The organism is Clostridium subterminale (genome assembly GCF_039521425.1).
In the GTDB taxonomy this organism is placed as follows: domain Bacteria; phylum Bacillota; class Clostridia; order Clostridiales; family Clostridiaceae; genus Clostridium_J; species Clostridium_J subterminale.
In genome coordinates this window covers 64,823-84,319 of the sequence record NZ_BAAACI010000006.1, presented here as the reverse complement: position 1 = coordinate 84,319, position 19,497 = coordinate 64,823, and the positions used below count along the sequence as shown (strand labels likewise).

Below are 19,497 nucleotides of genomic sequence, written 5' to 3'. Positions count from 1 at the left end.
CATCTTTCTGTTTCTTGCCACTACAACCTTTATCAAAAAGAGACTTAATTTCATTCAATCTATCTGCTGATACATTGCCATTAGAACCAATATGTATTTTATTTTTAAAATAAGCCTGAATTATTCATGAACATAAAAAACTAGCATAAATAATTTTATTTCAAGTTTTTTGATTTATAACCATGGTAATATTGTATACACACCTAAAAAAGGGTATAGTGCCCCTAGGATCATTATATATTACCATTTTTTAGTTATCAAAGGTCATTAAAAGCGCCTACTCAAGCTTTGGGCGTAGCCCTCTGATGTTATTCAAGGTTTCGTAGAATTCATTTTTATATGGACAACTGCTACATAATTTGAAAGTTATATATCTTGCTGAATGTACTACTTTTGCTGCAATTTTTAATATCTTTAAGCGTATGGTATCTACTAACTGTCTACGCATGCTGATAGGTAACGCTAGTCGTTTAAACCAATTGAATATATTATATGCGAGAGCATGTACTTGAACAGGATTTGCATTAACAATTTTAGAGGAACTGCTAACGGCAGCAAAATCAAAGCCATTCTTACTTTCTTTAATAAAGTTTTCCATTGTACCACGTTTGCAGTAAAACCATATTAGCTGCGCTGGTATGGACTCCATATTGAACAGCATAAGAACAAGCATCATTTTTTGTGGCATCTGTAAGGCGTTCATCAATATGAGCTGCTAATTTTCGTAGCAATTTGTTTTCTTTTAAACCAATTACATAAGAAACACCATTGACTTCACATTGATCATAAAGCTCTGGTTTTGTAAAACCACTATCACCTCTAAGCAATAGTGGAGTATCAGGATAATTATTATGAAATTCCATTAAAAGTGGTTCTAAAAACTCTACAACACCTGTTGATGAGTAATCAGTTCCATCACGTAGTTGGATTTTCAACAAATCTCCAGTGATACCATCATAACAAACTAATGGATGATAACCATTACTTTGATAATGAAAATTGAAATCCTCTGATTCTTGATGTCCATAGGTATTAAGAAGTGTAGAATCCAAATCAAGGAGCTTTGACTGTATACACAATTTTACGAAACTTAGCCATAAGTTCATGAAATTGCTCTAAAAAGGATTCATCTATCCTATTAAAGAATCTAGATAGAGTTGGTTGCGAAGCGAGTGATTTCTTTTCCAGTTTTGCTGTGAATACTGGATCTATAGTAAGTTCATCTGCACAATCATCCTCAAAGTATACCATAATGATTTGATAAATCATTTGTAGTAAATTCTCGGCATCCTTATGATGACGAAAAATAGCAGTATCTTTAGTCTTAAAGTCTGTTTTCAGAAGTTTAACAAATCCCAATTTATTAATGAATTCTTTGATTAAAAGAAGACCTTCCTCAGAAGTTAAATCGCCTCCGGCAAAATTTATTTTAATTTTTCTATTGCTTTCAAGTGTATTAATGTTTAAAATATCCATATAAGAACTTCTCTTTTGTTTTTATTTGGGTTTCCAACTATAATTTTAACAAAAGTTTGGTTCTTTTTCTATATCACTTGATAAGTGAATTTTAAAATATAGATAAAAGCTAGAAATTGCAGGCTTTCGCCGTAATTTTATTGGCACTTATGAATAATTGAGCATTACTATTAAAATTCTATATTTTCAAATATTTTTTATTTAGATTTAGTAAAATAAAACGCCTTAACTAAAGAAAAAATAAATATATTGATCTTATTAATATGCTAATATATTTAAACAAAAGGCACCTGTGACATTAATTCTCAGACACCTTGCATATTAATATTTGATTGTGAAATTTTTTTTACTTTTTTCCCAATAACATTCTACTTCATTTTTACATGTAAAACACATTCTAGATAACTTATCACTTTCATAAAGAATATAACCTAAGTTATTATTAAACATACCTTTTCTGTGTGTTTTTATGGCATCTAAAATAGTATTTATATCTTCATTTGAAAAATTACATTCTTCTAAGATTTTCTTACCTAGAATTACACTTCCATCTTCATGTGGTATATTTTCTTCATATTGAAATACCCTTCCTAAATCATGCAGAAGTGCTGAAGCATATATGACATTCTTGCCTATATTGTAGTTTTTTTCTAAAGAAATAATGTATGCAATTCTGGCAACATCCAAAGAATGTTCTATTCCATGTTTGCAAAATGTTCTATTTTGTTCAAGAAAGTTTAGTTTTTCTAGACATTTTTTGAAATTTTCATTATTGATTATAAGTTGTATTTCATTCATAATATCTCAATCCTTAATTTACCAAAATATTATTAATAATATTTTCTTCATTTATTAATGCCACTAACTTATGCGCTGTATACTTTCCCTACTTTTTTCAATAAGGTAGTTAATAATACCATGCTGATTCCACATATAATTTGTATAATCCATGGACTAATCTGTTCTACTAATAACCCACCGACAATTGAACTTATCGGCGCCAGCCCTAAAACCAAAGTTTCAATTATACTATAAACTCTCCCTAATTTATCATTTGGAATCATTTTTTGTATAAGAATATATATAGGAACATTAACTAAAGCTTCAGCAAAGCCAATAATAAAATACAATACACCAAAAACAGATAAATACCCCAAATTACTCAAAGTAAACATTTTTTGTGACGCAATCAGCCCCATAATAAATATGGATACTGACATTATAAAAATACATTTTGTAATTCTTCTATTATTATTTTTATCACCAGCCATCTTAGAATATACCAGAGATGCAATAACTAAGCCTAATGGATACATAGTATTTAAAATGCCGTATTGCTCTGAAGAAAATCCCAAGATTTCATTTGTAATATAAGGCAAAGTAATTACCAGCCCGATTATAATAAGAGAATTAAAAAAAAACATAAAATAACACAAATTAATTAACCACTTTTGACTTTTTAAATATTTTACACCGTCAATAAAATCACTTATATGTGAACTTTTTGATATTGCTTCAGATTCATTTGTTTCCTGAACATCAACATAACTATTATTATTTACATCAAATCTTATAAATATTTCTGTTATTGCTGAGAAAATAAAAGATACTCCATTTATTACTATAAAAAAATTAATATCAATAAATGAAAATAAAATCCCGCCAAGGAAAGGTGCGCAAACTGATGCTGCTGAGTCAATCATTTGTCTCAATGAATTAACTTTTACAATACCGTCATCATCAACAATATTTGGAATTGAAGCTGCCAACGCAGTATTGAACAAAGTATTACATGCTGATAATAGAAATGTAGCAATATATATGAATATATTTTTTAATCCCCATAAACTGCTGGCACCCCAAAATAAAAGCACTATTATTCCACATAAAAAATCAAAAGACACTATTATTTTTTTCCTATCTAGTCGATCTACCACCACTCCCGAAATAGGTCCAAATATAATTCTAGGTAATATGCTGATACCAAAAGTCAATCCAAAACTAAGAGCTGAACCTGTAACTTGCAGAACGTATAAACTCATAAAAAAATTAAAAATATATGTCCCAAATAATGAAACAATCTGTCCCGCTGTATACAGAATAATATTTGTTTTAATTACCTTTTTTTTATTTAGAACATCTAACATTAAAATAAATACCTCCATCGCACAATATAAATTATTAATAAATTTATTACAGTACTAAATCTTCCTTTTATAATAAAAATTAAACTAAGATTATTGATTGTGTAGTTACAAAGCGTATATAATTCTTCTTATTATGTTAATCATTAAGAATAGTATTCACGTCGTTATTTGTATCTTGAGGTATTACCCATAAATCTTTCTGTATACACCAAATTTCACCATTGAGTATAATTATTCCATACAGCCAATAAGTGTGAGGAAGTATTTCATTTGGTATACATATTGAAGTTTTTACCTCAGCCTCTTCACCCTTGTGTATACCAACCTTTTGTACTTCATCATCTTTTTCATATTTTATATTAATTTCCAAACCTGATGATACGGCCGTTCCTGCATATCCAGACATAAACTCATTTCTATGATTAATAATTTTTATTGTTTGTTCGGATTTCTCACCTATTTTCACATAATTACTACCTTCAAAATAAATTTCTATCCCTTCATTTTCACTTGGAAAATCTTTTATGATTCCACAAGTAGAACAGCAATAATGCTTTCTTTTCATTTCACTATAAAATTCATGTTCATAGTTTAAAATATATAACTTCCTTCCACAGTTTGGGCATGTATCGTTTTCATTGTTTTCATAATTTTTATATGACAAACCATTTTCCAGGCACTGATCATCCCAAGAGTATCCTTTGTTATGCATAATAGTAACCAAGTACTTCAGTACCATTTCAGAAAGCGTTGAAATTCTATTATTTATCTTATCAACTTTATCATATAAATTCTTAGTACTGCTTAGTTCATTCAGCTTATATTTATATGTTTTAGCTATTTTCAATGCACTGTCTTTACTTTCACTTAGATAAGCCTTAAATTTGCTATTAGGATATAATCCAACACCTAAAATATAATCAAACTTTCTAATAGTAGATAACCTAATACATTCGTCATATTTGAATAGAATATTTAACGTTCCTTTTTTAATGATTGTTTTTGAAAATATCTCTAAAATCGTATGTTCATCTTCTTGTTTAAAGGCTCCATATAACTCTTTATTATTGGTGCACTTAATTTGTAATCTATATTCTAAATTAAGGAACTTTTCAGCCACATCATTATCAGAGAACTTTATTCGTATAAGATAAGTGTCCTCACATATTTCATAACTAGAATAATATTCATCTTTAAACTTCAATCCATCTATTTTATAATCTATATATTTTATCTTTTTCTCAGAATAAATTTTATTTGTAGGATCTCCAATAAGAAAATAAGACATTTCATGGCCCAGCCTACTATTATAGTAACATCTGCATATATTTGATACGGCATCCCCAAGTGAAATACCGGAAAGTATTTGTGCTGCATAATAGTAGTTCAAACATTCATGACCTGCAACCATAAATGAAGTTCCAAGATATGAAACTACATGTCCATCTAAAAATGAATATACCAAATTATAGTTATCATTAAACAATCCTTCCTCTACCTTCAAACTAAAACATGAATTTACAAAAATATGCCTTGCTAGTACATCATGTGCCCTTAATAGTTCAATTCCATGTTTAAAGCAATTACCGGTGTAAGCACAGCAAGGTTTTGCTAAGAATTTTCCATCTAATTCTTCTTTCTTGCATAAACTTCTTCCACAAATTCCTCCATTATTTGTAAGCCAAAAAATATGGTCCCTTCCATGGCCAATAATAGATAATAGATTAGTTGGATTTTGGGTTAATTCATTTCTTAAGTCACCTGTCTCTGACTTACTATACGGAAATATTTTCATTGGACCTTCAAAAGTAATATTTTCACCCTTATGATCCAAACGATCTATAATAACGCAGGGTTCTAACGTTCTCTTTTTAAATATATCATTTTTAACTATTAAATTAATTAAAGAACATGTATTTCTAGCAGTTAATGATCCAAAATGAAATTTATAGCGTCTATTTATTTGAAGACTTTGTATTTTTGAAATCTCTTTTATTTTCAAACTTTTACATTCGGAAACTATTGTAATATATTCATATTTACTTTTATCTATATAGCTTGTCAAATCACTTATATCTTCTAATAAACAAATTTTATCTCCAGTAAGTTTTGCATGATAAACTGCTATCCACGAATACATGTATTGATTTTTAAAGGCTATTATTATATTCTTATTTTTATTACATACAGAATTATGTTCCTCACATATATCTTCTAATTCTGGTGTATTGTTACTAAATTTATTTTTATTAAATTCCTCAACCTTGTATTCTATTTTTTCTAACCTTAACGTTGATAAGAATTTATTATATTCTTCTCCATTTAAAGTTGGATATATATCTTTACAATGTTTATTATCAAAAGATTGAATTGACAATATAAATTGTTCAAATTCTTCACATTTAATTATATTTATCATATCAATAATTATTCCTCTCTATATACTTTTTTAAAAGCACTAAATTGCCAATGTTTTCAGCATCCAATGGAGTAATTTCTGTCGCTTCTTCCACTCCACTTTATCTTATTAGAAAAAATATTATATATTGAAGTCAATAGAAAGTCTGCATTCTGATGGCTTTAACGCCCCCCAGACTGCCGGTATTTTACTTCTAAAAAATAAAACCCCACTATTTTGCCTTTTGATTTTAAATTCTTAAAGTTAATGTTAACTATCCAAACACATAGAATAAACATAAAAACATAATCTAAATGAAAGTCTAGTAATTACCTAAATAAGCTTATGTAACTTAAAAAAATAAATTAAGAATTAAAAATTTCCTTATTTGTCAAGTTCTTAGGATATAGATTTATCAGCCTATTATTTCTTGATTTAAAGCCGCCAACGACACATCCCTCAACTTCAACTACTCCCCATCCATTCTGACATGGATACACTACGTCATATCCTTCTAAATATTTCGCTAGTTTCTCATCATCTAAGTCAAAGCTCACCTTATTTCTAAATAATTCTCCGTAAGCCATAAAAAATTGATGATTAGGAATAATTTGACCATCTTTTAGTTCACCCAACTTGACTCCATAACATATTACATTTTTCTTAAGAACTACCTTAGATTTAGGAAGAATCCATATGTCTTCATTCTTAATATAAATTCGTTCATATTCTATGTCGACACCTACTTCATCTATAAATTCAATAACTTTATTCATTGAATCATTATTATATTTTATCTCAACTAACTTAGCTTTTGACTCTCCATCATCCTGTAGTTTTTTCATAACAGCTACAAATTGCCCTTCACCTCTAGCAATATGAGGATAGAATCGTCTAGCTTTTTCGAAATTAATATCTCCATTCAAAGGATAACCACTTGCAGTATGGTTTTTTATGGCATCATTAACGTCAATTAATTCAAAATCACTGTTTTCTTTGAGAAATGAATCTACAATTGCCTCATTCTCATCAATTGAAAAAGTACATGTTGAATAAACCAATAATCCATCCTTCTTTAACGCTTTTGATGCTTCATCTAATAATTCACCTTGAATTTCAACACATCTTTTTACATTTTTTTGAGACCAATACTGAATTAAGTTCTTGTTTTTTCTAAACATACCTTCACCAGAACAAGTAGCATCTACTAAGATCATGTCAAAATAGTTCTTAAAATTCCTGCATAGTTTATCAGCTGATGCAGACGTTATAATAACATTTTTAAGTCCTAGTCTTTCAATATTATCAACCAAGGCTTTACATCTGGTATATTTAAAATCATTTGAAATAATGAAGCCATCTTCTGATAACTCATTTGCTATTTGACTAGTCTTCCCCCCAGGTGCTGCACATAAATCAAGGACCTTCCAATCTTTTTTGATTTTTACTGAATTTACTGGTATCATTGCTGAAGGTTCCTGCATATAAAACATTCCTGCCTGATGACATGGTTCTCCACCCATCTGTATATCTTCCAATAGATAAAATCCATCATCATTATATTTAATTTTCTCCAAATTATATGGATTAAGTTCCAAAAACTTTTCTACAGATATCTTATTTTTGTTAACTCGAAGTCCCCTAACATTATCCTTTTCAATAACTTCATTTATAAATAGTGGGTATTTATCCTTTAATAGCATTTTCATTCTAGCTTCAAATTCTTTTGGTACCATAAAACATCTCTCCTACTTCATTTTTTAGTTTTTATGTGAATTTTAATTTATTATATAACTTATCTAATTACGAGTTGAATTAAACGAAAGGAGTTTACAATATTAGAAAAATAAATTCTTAAGTTTTTCTATATTGATTAAGAATTTTTATTCTCAAGGATTAATACTCACTTTATTTTTCTATCTTTCTTTTAAGCTTCTTAACTGAAAATTTAGATATTTAGAAACCTCTTCAGGCGTAATATAATCAGCCATTTTGCTTTCGCTTTTTAACACTTTTCTAATCTCCAGTTCCTCTTCTGCAATTTGATATGCAGCATTCTCGATTTTTTCTTCAGATATATTAAGCTCACTTATAATCTCGCTCAATAAAGTTATTATTTTTCTAAGATTCCTTCCTCTTCCTCTAGCTTTAACTTTTAAGCCTTCCAATATTAGTACTATTGATAAGGTCATGAAGTCGCTTAAAACTAAATATTCAACCCCTGTAAAATTAAACACAATATCATTATACAATATTTTTGAAGAAGGTAAAGCCAAAATTGGATGATACATATGGTGCATAGGAAATAATAATAAGGTTGTATCAAATGACAGCTCTATAGCAATTGGTTTATTTTCTCTTTCAATAATTATTAAATTACCTACATCTCTTAATACACCATTATTATTAATAGCAAAATTTGCATTTCTGCCCCTTACATTTTCCATTCCAAAAACATGTCTGTAATCTGATTTTTTACAGGCATCTAATTCAACAGTTACATTAGTCCTCGTAACTGCATTTACAATATCTTCATCTTCTGAATCAGCTCTAATAACAATTCTATCCAGTTCAATATTGAGGGTGTCAGCTAGAAATAATACGCCTTCTTCGGCATACTTTTCAAGGTTTTCAACGCATCCCATTGTACCCATAGATATAAAGTATGAAGTAAAATATTCCATTTGCTTATTTTCTTCCCAAAAGTCTACACCTTGTAATCCCATTGCCGGCTGAAATAAAAACACTCCATCCCCAGGAATCTTTGAACCCGACAAATATTTTTTTAGTACACTAGTAGTAGAATTAGTAAATCTTATACTTTTATCATGATGCGAAATAATGCTTTTAGAATACTCTTCTCTTAAACCAGCTTTTATGAAATGTTCTCTAAATTTATTTATTAATAAGGTTGTAATTTGGGTATTATAGTTCATATTCTAATAAATCCTTTCAGTTTATCTTGCTTTTTAAAAGCTTCCAAGCTGTCTCATAATACATGTTTTCGTTGTTTTCCTTCTGAGAATATGATCTTACTCTAATAACATCATTTTCGGTTATTTGAGACTTATAGGTATATATTAGTTTGCATTTTTCTTCAATAACATTGCTAATACAAGACTCATACGGCTCAATGTTTATAAGTTTCTTAACTTTTTCTATTCTACTAGTAATGGGCTCATAAGTGCAGTACGGTAAATCCTCATAAAAGAATACTTCCACGGAATTAAAAATATTTTTCTCACTGTTAATAAGCTTCATTGCTACATTAAATAAAAGTAAATGATCTACATGTTCCCCGATAGCTAAAGGGAAATAAATTGATGAAAATCCGTCAACTTCATCTGCAATTATCTTCGTTAATTTATTAATAATACAAGTATCTTTTTCCATATCTATTGAATCATTCCACGTTTCGTATCCTCTCAATAAAGCTTCTGGCAGATTTAAAAATTTATGTTTACAATTTAGACCTTTCATAACTTCCAGTTCTTCTCTTAGATTAAGTTCAGTAATCTTATTGTAATCATATATATTATCTAAAGCAGTCCACGCTGTATTAAAAATTGTCAATACTTTATTATTTTTATCAATGTCATTCAATAATAGCCCTCCTACAGATAAAGCTGCATCGTCTAAATGAGGAGAAATAATTAATTTAGACATTATATACCTTCTTTCATAATCTTTATTTAACAACACATATAATTTGTCATCTATTTTCTGTTTTTCAAGTACCCATAAACTTTCTCAATTGCTGTTGAAATATCGTTTATTAAATTAATATCCATACTATTATCAGTAAATAAAGTAAATAGTCTGCTAGTTACATTTTCAGTAACTGGCAAATAGTCATTATATCCTAATTTTTTAAATAAGACAGTATCATATAAAGGCTTTGGATAAGCTATATCAACGGGAACACCTTCTGCTTTCAAAGCTTCTACAAAGAAATCTCTATCTTTACTAAACTCTTCCGGTAACAAAACAGGAAAATTATGATATACGCTTTTTACATTTTCAGCTTCCTTAGGTAATACTAAATTAAGCTTAGACAGATTATTTATATAATATTCAGCATTTTTTCTACGAATTTCATTATTTCCATCAAGTTTCTTTAATTGAACTTTTCCTATAGCACCTTGGAGTTCTGTCATATTATAATTGTAACCCAAGCGTTCATATGAGTACCAAGTAGATGATGATCTAGGAGACCCATGCTCATGCACTAAGCATACACTGTCAAATAAATCTGAATTTCTAATTGTTATCATTCCGCCTTCACCACAAGACATATTCTTAGTTTCAAAAAAACTAAAACATCCAATATCACCTATGCCTCCAACTTTTTTATCATTAATAGTTGCACCATGAGCCTGGCATGCATCTTCTATGATGTATAAATTATTTTCCCTTGCTATTCTCACTATCTCAACCATATTTGCAGGATGTCCATATAAGTGTACTGGTATTACAGCTTTTGTTTTTTGTGAAATTTTCTTTTCTAAGTCTACCGGATCCATACAATAGAATTCATCAACATCAATAAACACAGGCTTTAATCCCTCTTGAAGAACTACTGAAGCAGTTGATACAAAAGTAAGTGCAGGAACAGCAACTTCGCTTCCAATTGGCAGGTTTAACGCAGCTAAAGAAGTATGCAGCGCTGTTGTTCCAGACGTAGTAGCAATAGAATTTTCAACAGAAACATACTTTGAAAATAAATCTTGAAATTCTCTAACTTCTGTGCCTCCTCTAAATGAAGACAAAGCCCCTCTTTCAAGAACTTTTTGTACAGCATTAAGTTCTTCACTTCCATATTTATTCTTCATAGCACCCAATTTTCCAATAACAGAATTGCCACCATTTATAGCTAATCTATTCATACATATCACTCCTTACAATCTTCTAATTTTAACTTTATACGTTCTATAGTTTCCATTACTTTTAAACTTTCAGACAAGTCAATCCTCGGTTTCTCATTATTGATTGTACAATTTATAGCATGTTCAATTTCAGCCCTATAAGCCGAAGGACATCGTCCTTCCTCAAATTCATTAACCAAACTGCCGTTTATTAATAATTGATTTAAATCAGAATTATAGCTTATTTCATTATCAGATGATATTGATACCTTGTTAATGATACCTATACTGCTATCCTCAGGGACATCCCAACCAAATTTGAACTGAACAAAACTCCCTTTTGATGTTTTAATTTCAACATCGAAAGCATCTAACTCTGATTTATTTACACGGACTATTTCCTCTATATCCTCTCCGGTAAACCACTGCATTAAGTCTATATCATGTATTCCTAAGTCAAACATGACTCCCCCGCCAAGTTTTTTATCAAGCAGCCACGAATTAACCGCCTGCCTTTTAGTTCTTCTAGTAAACTCCATCTTAAAAGGTGATTGTTGTGTATCCAGCCACTTTTTTATCTCTTGGAAAGGACTAAAAAATCTCTCAACCATAGCACACATAACAAATCTATCTTTATTTTCAGGCAGATTCATCAAATCTGCTAATTTTTCTGCTTCATCTAACGTTCTAGTAATTGGTTTTTCTATTAATATATTTGCTCTAGTATTCTTAATAATTAATTGGGCTGCATCAAAATGTTTAAATGTCGGTAAACATATATCAACTAAATCAAACTCAAGTTCATTAATAGCTTTATGGATGTCATTAAATATTTCAACATTGTATTTTTCTTTTATCATTAAACTTTTTTTGACATCACTTTCAACGCCGTAGACTTTAATCCCGTCACGTCCTAAACCACATAAAATTTCCAAATGCAACAAACCAATATTCCCCAGACCAACCACACAAATATTTGTATTTTTCATGACTATATTCATTCCCTTCAATAATTCAAGATACAGAATTTAACGAACCATATATTTAAGAACAATTTTTAATAATCAAGGCATAGAGATATCCTCAGACTAGAGATCATTTAGAAAATATAGTTTTATATTTAATAACTTTCACAAAAATTATTGAATACTATCAGGCTTAAACCTTCTTCCAGCTGTTAGAAACGATGCTGCTGAAATATTATCACTATGAATAGATTCATAATTATTAACTTTTACAATATAATCAACTATTTTTTTATCCAAGTATTCATTTAACTTTAACACAACATCTCTTGAAATATCTTCAACAAATCTAGGTCCGCCACCTACATACTTAAATTCACCGTCATCAAAATAACCACCTAAATATGCAACTTCAGTTACCCATTTTTCATCTGGCCGTTTCAGTATTGTATACGTCGGTGCAGAAACGCTGGCTTTAATTATATCTGCAATATCTTCAATCCATAAAGACTGGTTTTCTTTTAACTCTACCTTAACTTTTATTTCTGATTTCTGGTTATGAGCACCGAATCCACTCATTAGAATCTTATCACATAATTCCTTAGGTAATTGTCTGATAAGATTTAATTCCTTATCCTTAATATTGTTTTTTAATAAACTCATCTGTTTTGAACAAGGACATAAACTTGTTTCTACAGCTTTAACTGTAATCATGCTTCTATGTTTGTTATCTTCATACAAATTTTCAAATGTTACATTAACCGGTTCAGGAGAATAAAGATCTGTTACTGGTGTTTGTTTATCAATCATATAATCAAAATTAGCTTTAATATATACGTTATCTGCTTCATGTACATCTTTTAATTCAAGAACAAATTTCTTTAAATTATCAAAGCCATCCTTATCTTTATTATCTTTTAAAACCTTATTAATGCCCCTCCCAATTCTTGACATGTTAATTCCTTTAGTATTTTCATCTAATGAACAGTATGAATCTATATTGGCAATAACTAATTGTTTATTTTTATATTTCGACTTAATATTCATGTTTACTTTTATATTTTCGACTCCTACTTTTTCAATAAAAATATTAGGAAAACCCTGTGTATATTTTTGAACATCTGGTAACTCTAACATAAATATATCATTCCTCCGCTAATAAAATAATTACATAACTTCTTTATATACATTAAGTATTTCTGAAATATTTTTCTCTAAAGAATACCTTTCCTTAAAAATTCCCTCTGCATTTTCTGATATTTTTTTCAAATAATCTGGTGATAAGAAAAGCCTGCTTATGGCTTCATATATTTCATCTGTGGACGCTGAATTTATTAAAATTCCACTTTCATACTTGGAATTTATTAATTCTGAAATTCCCCCGACATTTGTTGCAACAATGACTTTTTTTCTCGCAATTAATTCAATTATTGATGTCGGTATACTTTCAAATAAAGATGGCTGCACAAATATATCATGTTTACCAGCAATTTGATTTATTCCTTCTATCGGTTCAAATACCCCCTCTAAAAATACACTTTTCTCTATACCTAATGCTTTAATTAAATTTTCAAGATGATTTTCATCATTTCCATGTCCGTAAATATGTAATGTTGCCGTTGGAAAATCAGCACATATTTTTTTCCATGAACCCAATAAAAAATCCAAACCTTTTTCAGGCGAAAGTCTGCTAATGCAGCCAACAGAGAACCTATTGCTATTTGTATTGTTACTATTAATTCTTAAGGGCGATTTAATCAAATGAGGAATCACCCTTACATTACCTGTATATTTAAAAAAATCTATAATACCTTCTTTTGATTTATTGCAAGTAGCTATAATACAATTCAACTTATTTATGTGTGATTTTAACTCTTTAGGATACCAATGTGCTGTATTTTTTGAAGGAGTAGTCCATTCCGTTGCAATAACAGGCACTTCTTTCTCCAGATCACTAGCAGCTTCGAACCATGATACTATCATTTTTCCTGCTGGATGTGCATGTATTATATCAGGCCTCCATTCTTTAATTATTTCTTTAACCTCTTTTATGAATTGAATTTCTATAGTCTTGTCTTCCAAATCACTATGGAAATCCTCGGGATGATAGTAATCAATCTTATTGTCTTCTAATAAGTCTAACCAATAATGTAGTTTGGGCCTTTCACCTATAAAAACTTTAACATCTATGCCTGATTTTTTAATAGACTGTGCGAGCATAAAATTATAATATTCAGTTCCTCCTAATGAATTAAAAAAATCACAAAAGATTGCTACTCTTTTCGGCACTTTTTCCAATAACTTCACCCCCCTATATTTAACATAATAAAACTAACAGTTATCTTACAGCTTCACTACTCAAATATTTTGCCATTTAATTTTTAATTGCTTTTAATGAGAAAGTCCCTGGTACAGCCGGCATATACTCAGGTGAATGCCACAAACCATCAGCCTTATTTTTTTCAAGATAATAATATCTTTTATCAACATGCCCAGGATGTTCATGTAAAAATTCTAATTTTAATCCTGTTGATGTTATTGTTGAAACTATTTCACCTAATGTTCTATCCCAAACAGTTAGTTTATTATTTTTTGTATCCTTTTTATATCTTTCATCTACACCATCAGAATAACTTCCTGACTCATCCCATATTTTTATGTCATCATTAAAATAACTGATTTTGAATATCGGAGAATATTCCGACAATACATTGGCAATAGGATGTAATTCGTTAAGATATAATACTCCATTTGGTTTTAAGCAATGATAAACAATATCAGCCCATGATTTCAAATCTGGTAAAAATATTAAAGCACCTATATTAACATACACAATGTCAAATTTTTTATTTCCAAGTACTTCTTTAGCATCATATACATTAGAACATATAAAATTACAATCCAAATCACACTTCTTTGCTATATCTTGAGCTATTTGAATAGAATTTGTTGAATAATCAATTCCGGTTACATTTGCCCCTAACCTTGCTAAAGAAACACTTTCCGTTCCAATATGACACTGTAAATGAAGAATATCTTTTCCATCAACATTGCCAATTTCCTTGATTTCATATTTTAATAATGAACTTTTTCCTTTTATCAAAGAATTTACATCATAGAAATCAGATTTTTCGTGAATAGGAGCTCTCTCATCCCAAAAAGCTTTATTAGCTTCTAGAAGCTTTTCATTGCCTTCTTCATTTTCGTCTTTCGGTATCAAGATAACAGAGGACTCACTTTCAGTCCCTTTATTGTTATCAATTTGATAATGCAATAATAAGGTGCCCTTTTCATTAATTCTATTACTATCAATAAGTATCAAGTTCTTCCTTAATTTATTTTCCAATGTTAAATGTAAGCCTTTGCCAAATAATTTAGGCTCAATAGTAATATAAAGTTCATCTACTAAATCATGTTCCAAAAACATAGTATTAGTTTGCGGCCCCCCTAATAGTGCTATATTTTGGGCGCCACTTTTTGTAATAGTATTAATAATGTCCTCTGCTTCGCCGCCTATATATTTTATTCTTTCATCCGAGCTCACCTTATTTTCTCTAGTAATTATATAATGCGGCCTATCAACCATTAATCCATCAAATGATTTCCTACCAGTTATGACTGCATCAAATGTATTTAGTATATTTTTTAGAAACCTCTGATCTTCTTTTGACGTCCAATTAGTTACATGTTCACCCTGTTCTCTCAAAACTATCCCGTCAAGAGACATTACCATAATCATTATAACTTTCGTATTAGTTTTCAAATTAATCGCCTCCATATAATACAAATTGATAATAGACATATTACAAATAAATTAATACTTAATTCTCCATAAATTATACTGTCATATTATAAATATTTTTATAGTTTACTACTATAAATCCATATAAAACAATAATAAACATAATATTTTTACTATTTTAAATAAATTAATCATTTTAACTATTTATTAAAAATACCATACTTATGTATACAATTCAATCATAATTTATTAAATAATTTCATTATATGTATAAATATGTACTATTTTTGCATTTATTGTATAAATTTAAATATAAATTCAAAAAAACAATAAATTACAACACATTTCGTCTATTTGCAACAAAATTACTTCTATCTGATATAGACGTATCGATTTGATGTTTTTCATGAAACTATAAACATGGTTCTTCATATGGAAATACAAGATAAATATAGGATGAATTTATTTAAGACTCATAAATAATAAAAGATGATAAATAAAACTTTCGCCTTATACATCACCTTTAAATGCCCTTATTCTGCTTTGTGTTACTTTACGAAGCATACTATACTCAATAAGCTTATTATAACTTGTTTTTGTAAAAAAGGAGTATTATGGATTACGTAATTTGTTCTAGCAATTAAACAAACTGTATTCTTGCAAAATCAACTTACTAACAGCTATTGCGGCACTATTAATAATTTTGTGTAAACTGAATAAAACAGACTCCTTCTTGGCAATAATTGAGATAACAAAATATTACAAGTAGGAGTTTTTATATCAAATTTGTAAAAATATTTATTAAGGGAATACATCAAAGAACAGAACTTTTCAAGTACAGATGATATTCTTAAAGGTTTAAAAGAAATGTTTAGAGATGTTTTTCAGGAGACTCTTGAAGCAGAAATGGACTCTGCTTTGGGATATTCAAAATATAACACCTCTGAAAAATCCACTGAAAATATCAGGAATGGCTATTCTAAAAAGACTGTTAAAACAGAACTGGGTCCTGTTGAAATTAATGTTCCAAGAGACAGAAATGGTGACTTTGATCCTAAAATAATTGGTAAACATTATAGAAGTTCTAATGAAATTGAAGATAAAATATTATCTCTTTAGTAAGCTATGGAACAAATACCGTCCTGTAAAACTTCCTCCTATTTGTTATACTTTGATAAAGTAAACAGATGGGAGGTTTTATTTTGAAATCAACAAATCAAGACATGGTTCTCTGGGAGCAAAGAATTAAGGAAAGGGCCACAAGTGGACTATCGGTTTCAGAATGGTGCAAAATTAATTCAGTCAAGAAAAATAGATATTATTATTGGAGCAGTAAAATAAATAAAATGCAAGTATCTGATGATACAATGGAGTTTGTTGAGGTAACATCTATTATTTCAGAGGAGCATGAAGATAAATTAATTCAAAATCATGTAGCTGATTTTCAGATATTTTTCAAAGATATTCAGGTAACAGTACCTAGCAATTTTGACAAAGATTCTTTGGCAGGACTAATGAAAGTTCTGCAACAGTTATGATGCATCATATAACCGATAAGGCTGAACATATCTACATTGCTTTAGGTGTAACGGATTTTAGGAAGCAACAAAATGGACTAGCTTCACTGATCTTTTTAAAATTTAAACTTGATCCTTATAGTGGAGAGTGTGTTTTCTTGTTTTGTAATAAAAAACATAACTCTCTTCGAGCTTTAAGATGGGATGGAAATGGGTTTGTTTTAGTTACAAAATTTCTTTCAAATGAAATGAAATTCCAGTGGCCAAAGACTCAAGGAGAAGTAATGGCAATAACAACGCAACAGCTTGAATGGCTAGTGGCTGGCTTGCAGATTGATCAGAAGAAAGCACTTAAAGAGCGTGTTGAAACACAAAATATGATTTTTAATTTCTGTCAAAACATAGTAAAATAGCCACTTTTATGGTATAATATTACTGTAATATTAACCAGAAAGGAGCCTTAAAATGCAGTGTTTAGATGAAAAAAATCAACTTATTAAAGAACTTGAAAATCAAAATAGAAAACTGCAAGATAAGGTAGAATCTCTGGAACATAATGTTCAAATTTTAACTCAAGCAGTGCTTCAAGCTGCAAAGCAACGTTTTGGAGCATCAACTGAGAAAACACCTGTGATAAGCGGACAATGTTTTATTTTTGGTGAGTTAATTGATGAAAAATTAAAAGAAACTGACAATAAAGTTATAGATATAAAAGGCCTATAAGAAAAAAAGGTGATCGTGACAAACTATTAAATCATTGCCCCACGAAGTGGTTGAATGTGTTATTAATGAAGATGAGGCTCTTTGTAAAGTTTGTGGTAGTGTTCTTAAGACAATAGGAAAGAAAAAGGTTCGATCTGAGATTGAATATATACCAGCAAAGCTAATAATGAAGGACTACGTCCAATATGTATATAAATGTATTGAGTGTGGCAAAAATGATATTAATCCATTTGACTGTATAACAAGTGCGCCCGTGCCTGCTCCTGTGCTTACGCACTCTTTTGCGTCGCCATCAATTATATCATGGGTAATGTATGAGAAATATGTAATGTCAATACCATTACACCGTCAAGAGAAGGACTTTAAAAGAATAGGTTGTGAAATCAAAAGAGATATGATGGCAAACTGGATGATTCGTAGCTCTGAATATTGGCTAAAGCCTTTATATGATGCAATGCACAAGGAATTGTTAAAATCTAATGTTATCATGAGTGATGAAACAACTTGGCAAGTAAATAAGGAAGCTGGTAAGCTTGCGTCTAATAATTCTTTTATATGGGTACATAGAACCGGAGGTTGTGAAGAAAAAGCAATAATTCTATACCAATATACTAGTAGCAGGGTTGGCGACCATGCAAAAAATTCCTTGAAGGATTTGAAGGTTTTCTTGTTTCAGATGCTTATGCTGGTTATGAAAAGGTGAAAGATATAACTCGTTGCCTTTGAGGTATTATATTGAGGCTATCCCTCTGGATTCTAAGAAAAAAGAAATACCTGGATCTGGCGGAGCCATTGGACGTAATTTCTGTCATAAACTTTTTAGATTAGAAAGAAAATGGCAAGAGTTATCACCTGAAGAGTGTAAAAAGAATAGGCTTATTAAAAGCGTCCCTGTATTGGATGCCTTTTTCGCATGGGCTGAAAATACTAACACTAATAATTCAAACTTGAAAAAAGCTTTCAAATATACTCTAAATCACAGAGAATATTTTACCAATTTTTTAATTAATGGAGAAATACCTTTATCAAACAATTTAAGCGAACAAGCTGTAAAACCAGTGGCAATTACAAGAAAAAAACTCATTATTTTCTGATTCAGTTCATGGTGAAAAAGCATCTGCTATTATATTTAGCATTGTAAATACAGCGGCAGCTAATAACATAGATGCGTACAAATATCTTGAATATATATTTAAAAATTTACCAAATAGTAAATTTCCACTCGAACCTTGGGTACTTGAGGAGTATTTACCTTGGTCAGGTAAAATACAAGCACACTGCAAAGTAAATACAGAGGAGGAATCTTACAGTGAATCAGCCTAATATTAATTTTATGATGAATATGACAAAGAAGTTTCTTAATGGAAAAATTGATGATATAGCCTATACTTTAGATTTTCCATATGAAATTGAGAAGCGCTATAATAAAATGCATCGTGAAGATGATGATTATTGTGAATTGATATACGAGTGCCTTTATGAGGAAGTCATAGCACTTTATGATGATCTATCAGATGATGAATTTAAAGAGCTTATCAGAAAACAATATAATTACATAAAGCAAATTGCCAAAGAAGGCTTTTATTAAAAAATCGAGAGTGTGAAGTTTTTTCTGTAAATTGCTCTCTATGATAAAATTTCAAGGTGTGGAGATTGTAACGAAA

General features: G+C 29.7%; 17 protein-coding genes and 2 pseudogenes. 7 read left to right on the top strand and 12 right to left on the bottom strand.

The annotated features are described in order from the left end of the window. Positions 1–277: 277 nt before the first annotated feature. The 12 genes and pseudogenes from ABDZ93_RS09475 to ABDZ93_RS09420 form a co-directional block, all read right to left on the bottom strand. A pseudogene (locus ABDZ93_RS09475) lies at positions 278–1,476 on the bottom strand (IS1380 family transposase). A 321-nt stretch (positions 1,477–1,797) separates the two neighbouring features. Then, complete coding sequence (locus ABDZ93_RS09470) at positions 1,798–2,274, bottom strand: HD domain-containing protein (protein WP_343825787.1); 477 nt, start codon at positions 2,272–2,274, stop codon at positions 1,798–1,800. A 68-nt stretch (positions 2,275–2,342) separates the two neighbouring features. Next, positions 2,343–3,623: an MFS transporter gene (locus ABDZ93_RS09465; protein WP_343825785.1), complete on the bottom strand. Its 1,281-nt coding sequence runs from the start codon at positions 3,621–3,623 to the stop codon at positions 2,343–2,345. Between the two features lie 136 nt (positions 3,624–3,759). Next, positions 3,760–6,042 carry a hypothetical protein gene (locus ABDZ93_RS09460; protein WP_343825783.1) on the bottom strand — a complete coding sequence of 761 codons (2,283 nt, stop codon included), beginning with the start codon at positions 6,040–6,042 and terminating at the stop codon, positions 3,760–3,762. 344 nt (positions 6,043–6,386) lie between these two features. After that, on the bottom strand, positions 6,387–7,757 hold the full coding sequence (locus ABDZ93_RS09455; protein ID WP_343825782.1) for an NOL1/NOP2/sun family putative RNA methylase: 1,371 nt from the start codon (positions 7,755–7,757) through the stop codon (positions 6,387–6,389). 180 nt (positions 7,758–7,937) lie between these two features. Further along, on the bottom strand, positions 7,938–8,957 hold the full coding sequence (locus ABDZ93_RS09450; RefSeq protein ID WP_343825780.1) for a hypothetical protein: 1,020 nt from the start codon (positions 8,955–8,957) through the stop codon (positions 7,938–7,940). A gap of 16 nt (positions 8,958–8,973) precedes the next feature. Then, positions 8,974–9,687, bottom strand: a complete 714-nt coding sequence (locus ABDZ93_RS09445; protein WP_343825778.1) for a PIG-L family deacetylase — start codon at positions 9,685–9,687, stop codon at positions 8,974–8,976. A gap of 50 nt (positions 9,688–9,737) precedes the next feature. Next, positions 9,738–10,907, bottom strand: coding sequence for a DegT/DnrJ/EryC1/StrS family aminotransferase (locus ABDZ93_RS09440; RefSeq protein ID WP_343825776.1), 1,170 nt, complete (start codon positions 10,905–10,907; stop codon positions 9,738–9,740). A gap of 5 nt (positions 10,908–10,912) precedes the next feature. After that, the gene (locus ABDZ93_RS09435) at positions 10,913–11,875 is read right to left on the bottom strand and encodes a Gfo/Idh/MocA family protein (RefSeq protein WP_343825774.1); all 963 of its coding nucleotides are present in this window, start codon (positions 11,873–11,875) and stop codon (positions 10,913–10,915) included. A gap of 150 nt (positions 11,876–12,025) precedes the next feature. Next, positions 12,026–12,988, bottom strand: coding sequence for a GTP cyclohydrolase I FolE2 (locus ABDZ93_RS09430; RefSeq protein ID WP_343825772.1), 963 nt, complete (start codon positions 12,986–12,988; stop codon positions 12,026–12,028). 30 nt (positions 12,989–13,018) lie between these two features. Continuing rightward, positions 13,019–14,140 carry a glycosyltransferase family 4 protein gene (locus tag ABDZ93_RS09425; RefSeq protein ID WP_343826981.1) on the bottom strand — a complete coding sequence of 374 codons (1,122 nt, stop codon included), beginning with the start codon at positions 14,138–14,140 and terminating at the stop codon, positions 13,019–13,021. Positions 14,141–14,225: 85 nt separating this feature from the next. After that, positions 14,226–15,614 (bottom strand): dihydrofolate reductase family protein, encoded by a 1,389-nt coding sequence (locus ABDZ93_RS09420; RefSeq protein WP_343825771.1) that lies wholly within the window; start codon positions 15,612–15,614, stop codon positions 14,226–14,228. A 792-nt stretch (positions 15,615–16,406) separates the two neighbouring features. Between ABDZ93_RS09420 and ABDZ93_RS09415 the strand changes: the two are divergent. The 7 genes and pseudogenes from ABDZ93_RS09415 to ABDZ93_RS09380 form a co-directional block, all read left to right on the top strand. Then, positions 16,407–16,709: pseudogene (locus tag ABDZ93_RS09415) on the top strand (transposase); the annotation flags it as partial. A gap of 71 nt (positions 16,710–16,780) precedes the next feature. Beyond that, positions 16,781–17,131, top strand: coding sequence for an IS66 family insertion sequence element accessory protein TnpA (tnpA, locus tag ABDZ93_RS09410; protein ID WP_343825770.1), 351 nt, complete (start codon positions 16,781–16,783; stop codon positions 17,129–17,131). Beyond that, complete coding sequence (gene tnpB, locus ABDZ93_RS09405) at positions 17,128–17,523, top strand: IS66 family insertion sequence element accessory protein TnpB (protein WP_343825768.1); 396 nt, start codon at positions 17,128–17,130, stop codon at positions 17,521–17,523. Before tnpA ends, tnpB begins: the two co-directional genes overlap by 4 nt. Positions 17,524–17,575: 52 nt before the next feature. Further along, on the top strand, positions 17,576–17,833 hold the full coding sequence (locus ABDZ93_RS09400; RefSeq protein WP_343825766.1) for a hypothetical protein: 258 nt from the start codon (positions 17,576–17,578) through the stop codon (positions 17,831–17,833). A gap of 46 nt (positions 17,834–17,879) precedes the next feature. Further along, entirely contained in the window at positions 17,880–18,536 is a 657-nt protein-coding gene (locus ABDZ93_RS09395; protein WP_425544768.1) for an IS66 family transposase, read from the top strand. A 19-nt stretch (positions 18,537–18,555) separates the two neighbouring features. Beyond that, positions 18,556–18,927, top strand: a complete 372-nt coding sequence (locus ABDZ93_RS09385; protein WP_343825764.1) for an IS66 family transposase — start codon at positions 18,556–18,558, stop codon at positions 18,925–18,927. 215 nt (positions 18,928–19,142) lie between these two features. After that, positions 19,143–19,421, top strand: a complete 279-nt coding sequence (locus ABDZ93_RS09380) for a hypothetical protein (protein ID WP_343825763.1) — start codon at positions 19,143–19,145, stop codon at positions 19,419–19,421. Positions 19,422–19,497 lie beyond the last annotated feature (76 nt).

What these genes read in the sequence shown, in the direction of transcription:
- tnpB (WP_343825768.1), top strand. Translation starts at nt 17,128, where the DNA reads ATGATGCATCATATAACCGATAAGGCTGAACATATCTACATTGCTTTA.
- ABDZ93_RS09445 (WP_343825778.1), bottom strand. Translation starts at nt 9,687, where the DNA reads ATGTCTAAATTAATTATTTCTCCTCATTTAGACGATGCAGCTTTATCT.
- ABDZ93_RS09460 (WP_343825783.1), bottom strand. Translation starts at nt 6,042, where the DNA reads ATGATAAATATAATTAAATGTGAAGAATTTGAACAATTTATATTGTCA.
- ABDZ93_RS09470 (WP_343825787.1), bottom strand. Translation starts at nt 2,274, where the DNA reads ATGAATGAAATACAACTTATAATCAATAATGAAAATTTCAAAAAATGT.
- ABDZ93_RS09450 (WP_343825780.1), bottom strand. Translation starts at nt 8,957, where the DNA reads ATGAACTATAATACCCAAATTACAACCTTATTAATAAATAAATTTAGA.
- ABDZ93_RS09435 (WP_343825774.1), bottom strand. Translation starts at nt 11,875, where the DNA reads ATGAAAAATACAAATATTTGTGTGGTTGGTCTGGGGAATATTGGTTTG.
- ABDZ93_RS09440 (WP_343825776.1), bottom strand. Translation starts at nt 10,907, where the DNA reads ATGAATAGATTAGCTATAAATGGTGGCAATTCTGTTATTGGAAAATTG.
- ABDZ93_RS09465 (WP_343825785.1), bottom strand. Translation starts at nt 3,623, where the DNA reads ATGTTAGATGTTCTAAATAAAAAAAAGGTAATTAAAACAAATATTATT.
- ABDZ93_RS09455 (WP_343825782.1), bottom strand. Translation starts at nt 7,757, where the DNA reads ATGGTACCAAAAGAATTTGAAGCTAGAATGAAAATGCTATTAAAGGAT.
- ABDZ93_RS09430 (WP_343825772.1), bottom strand. Translation starts at nt 12,988, where the DNA reads ATGTTAGAGTTACCAGATGTTCAAAAATATACACAGGGTTTTCCTAAT.
- ABDZ93_RS09400 (WP_343825766.1), top strand. Translation starts at nt 17,576, where the DNA reads ATGCAGTGTTTAGATGAAAAAAATCAACTTATTAAAGAACTTGAAAAT.
- tnpA (WP_343825770.1), top strand. Translation starts at nt 16,781, where the DNA reads ATGGGAGGTTTTATTTTGAAATCAACAAATCAAGACATGGTTCTCTGG.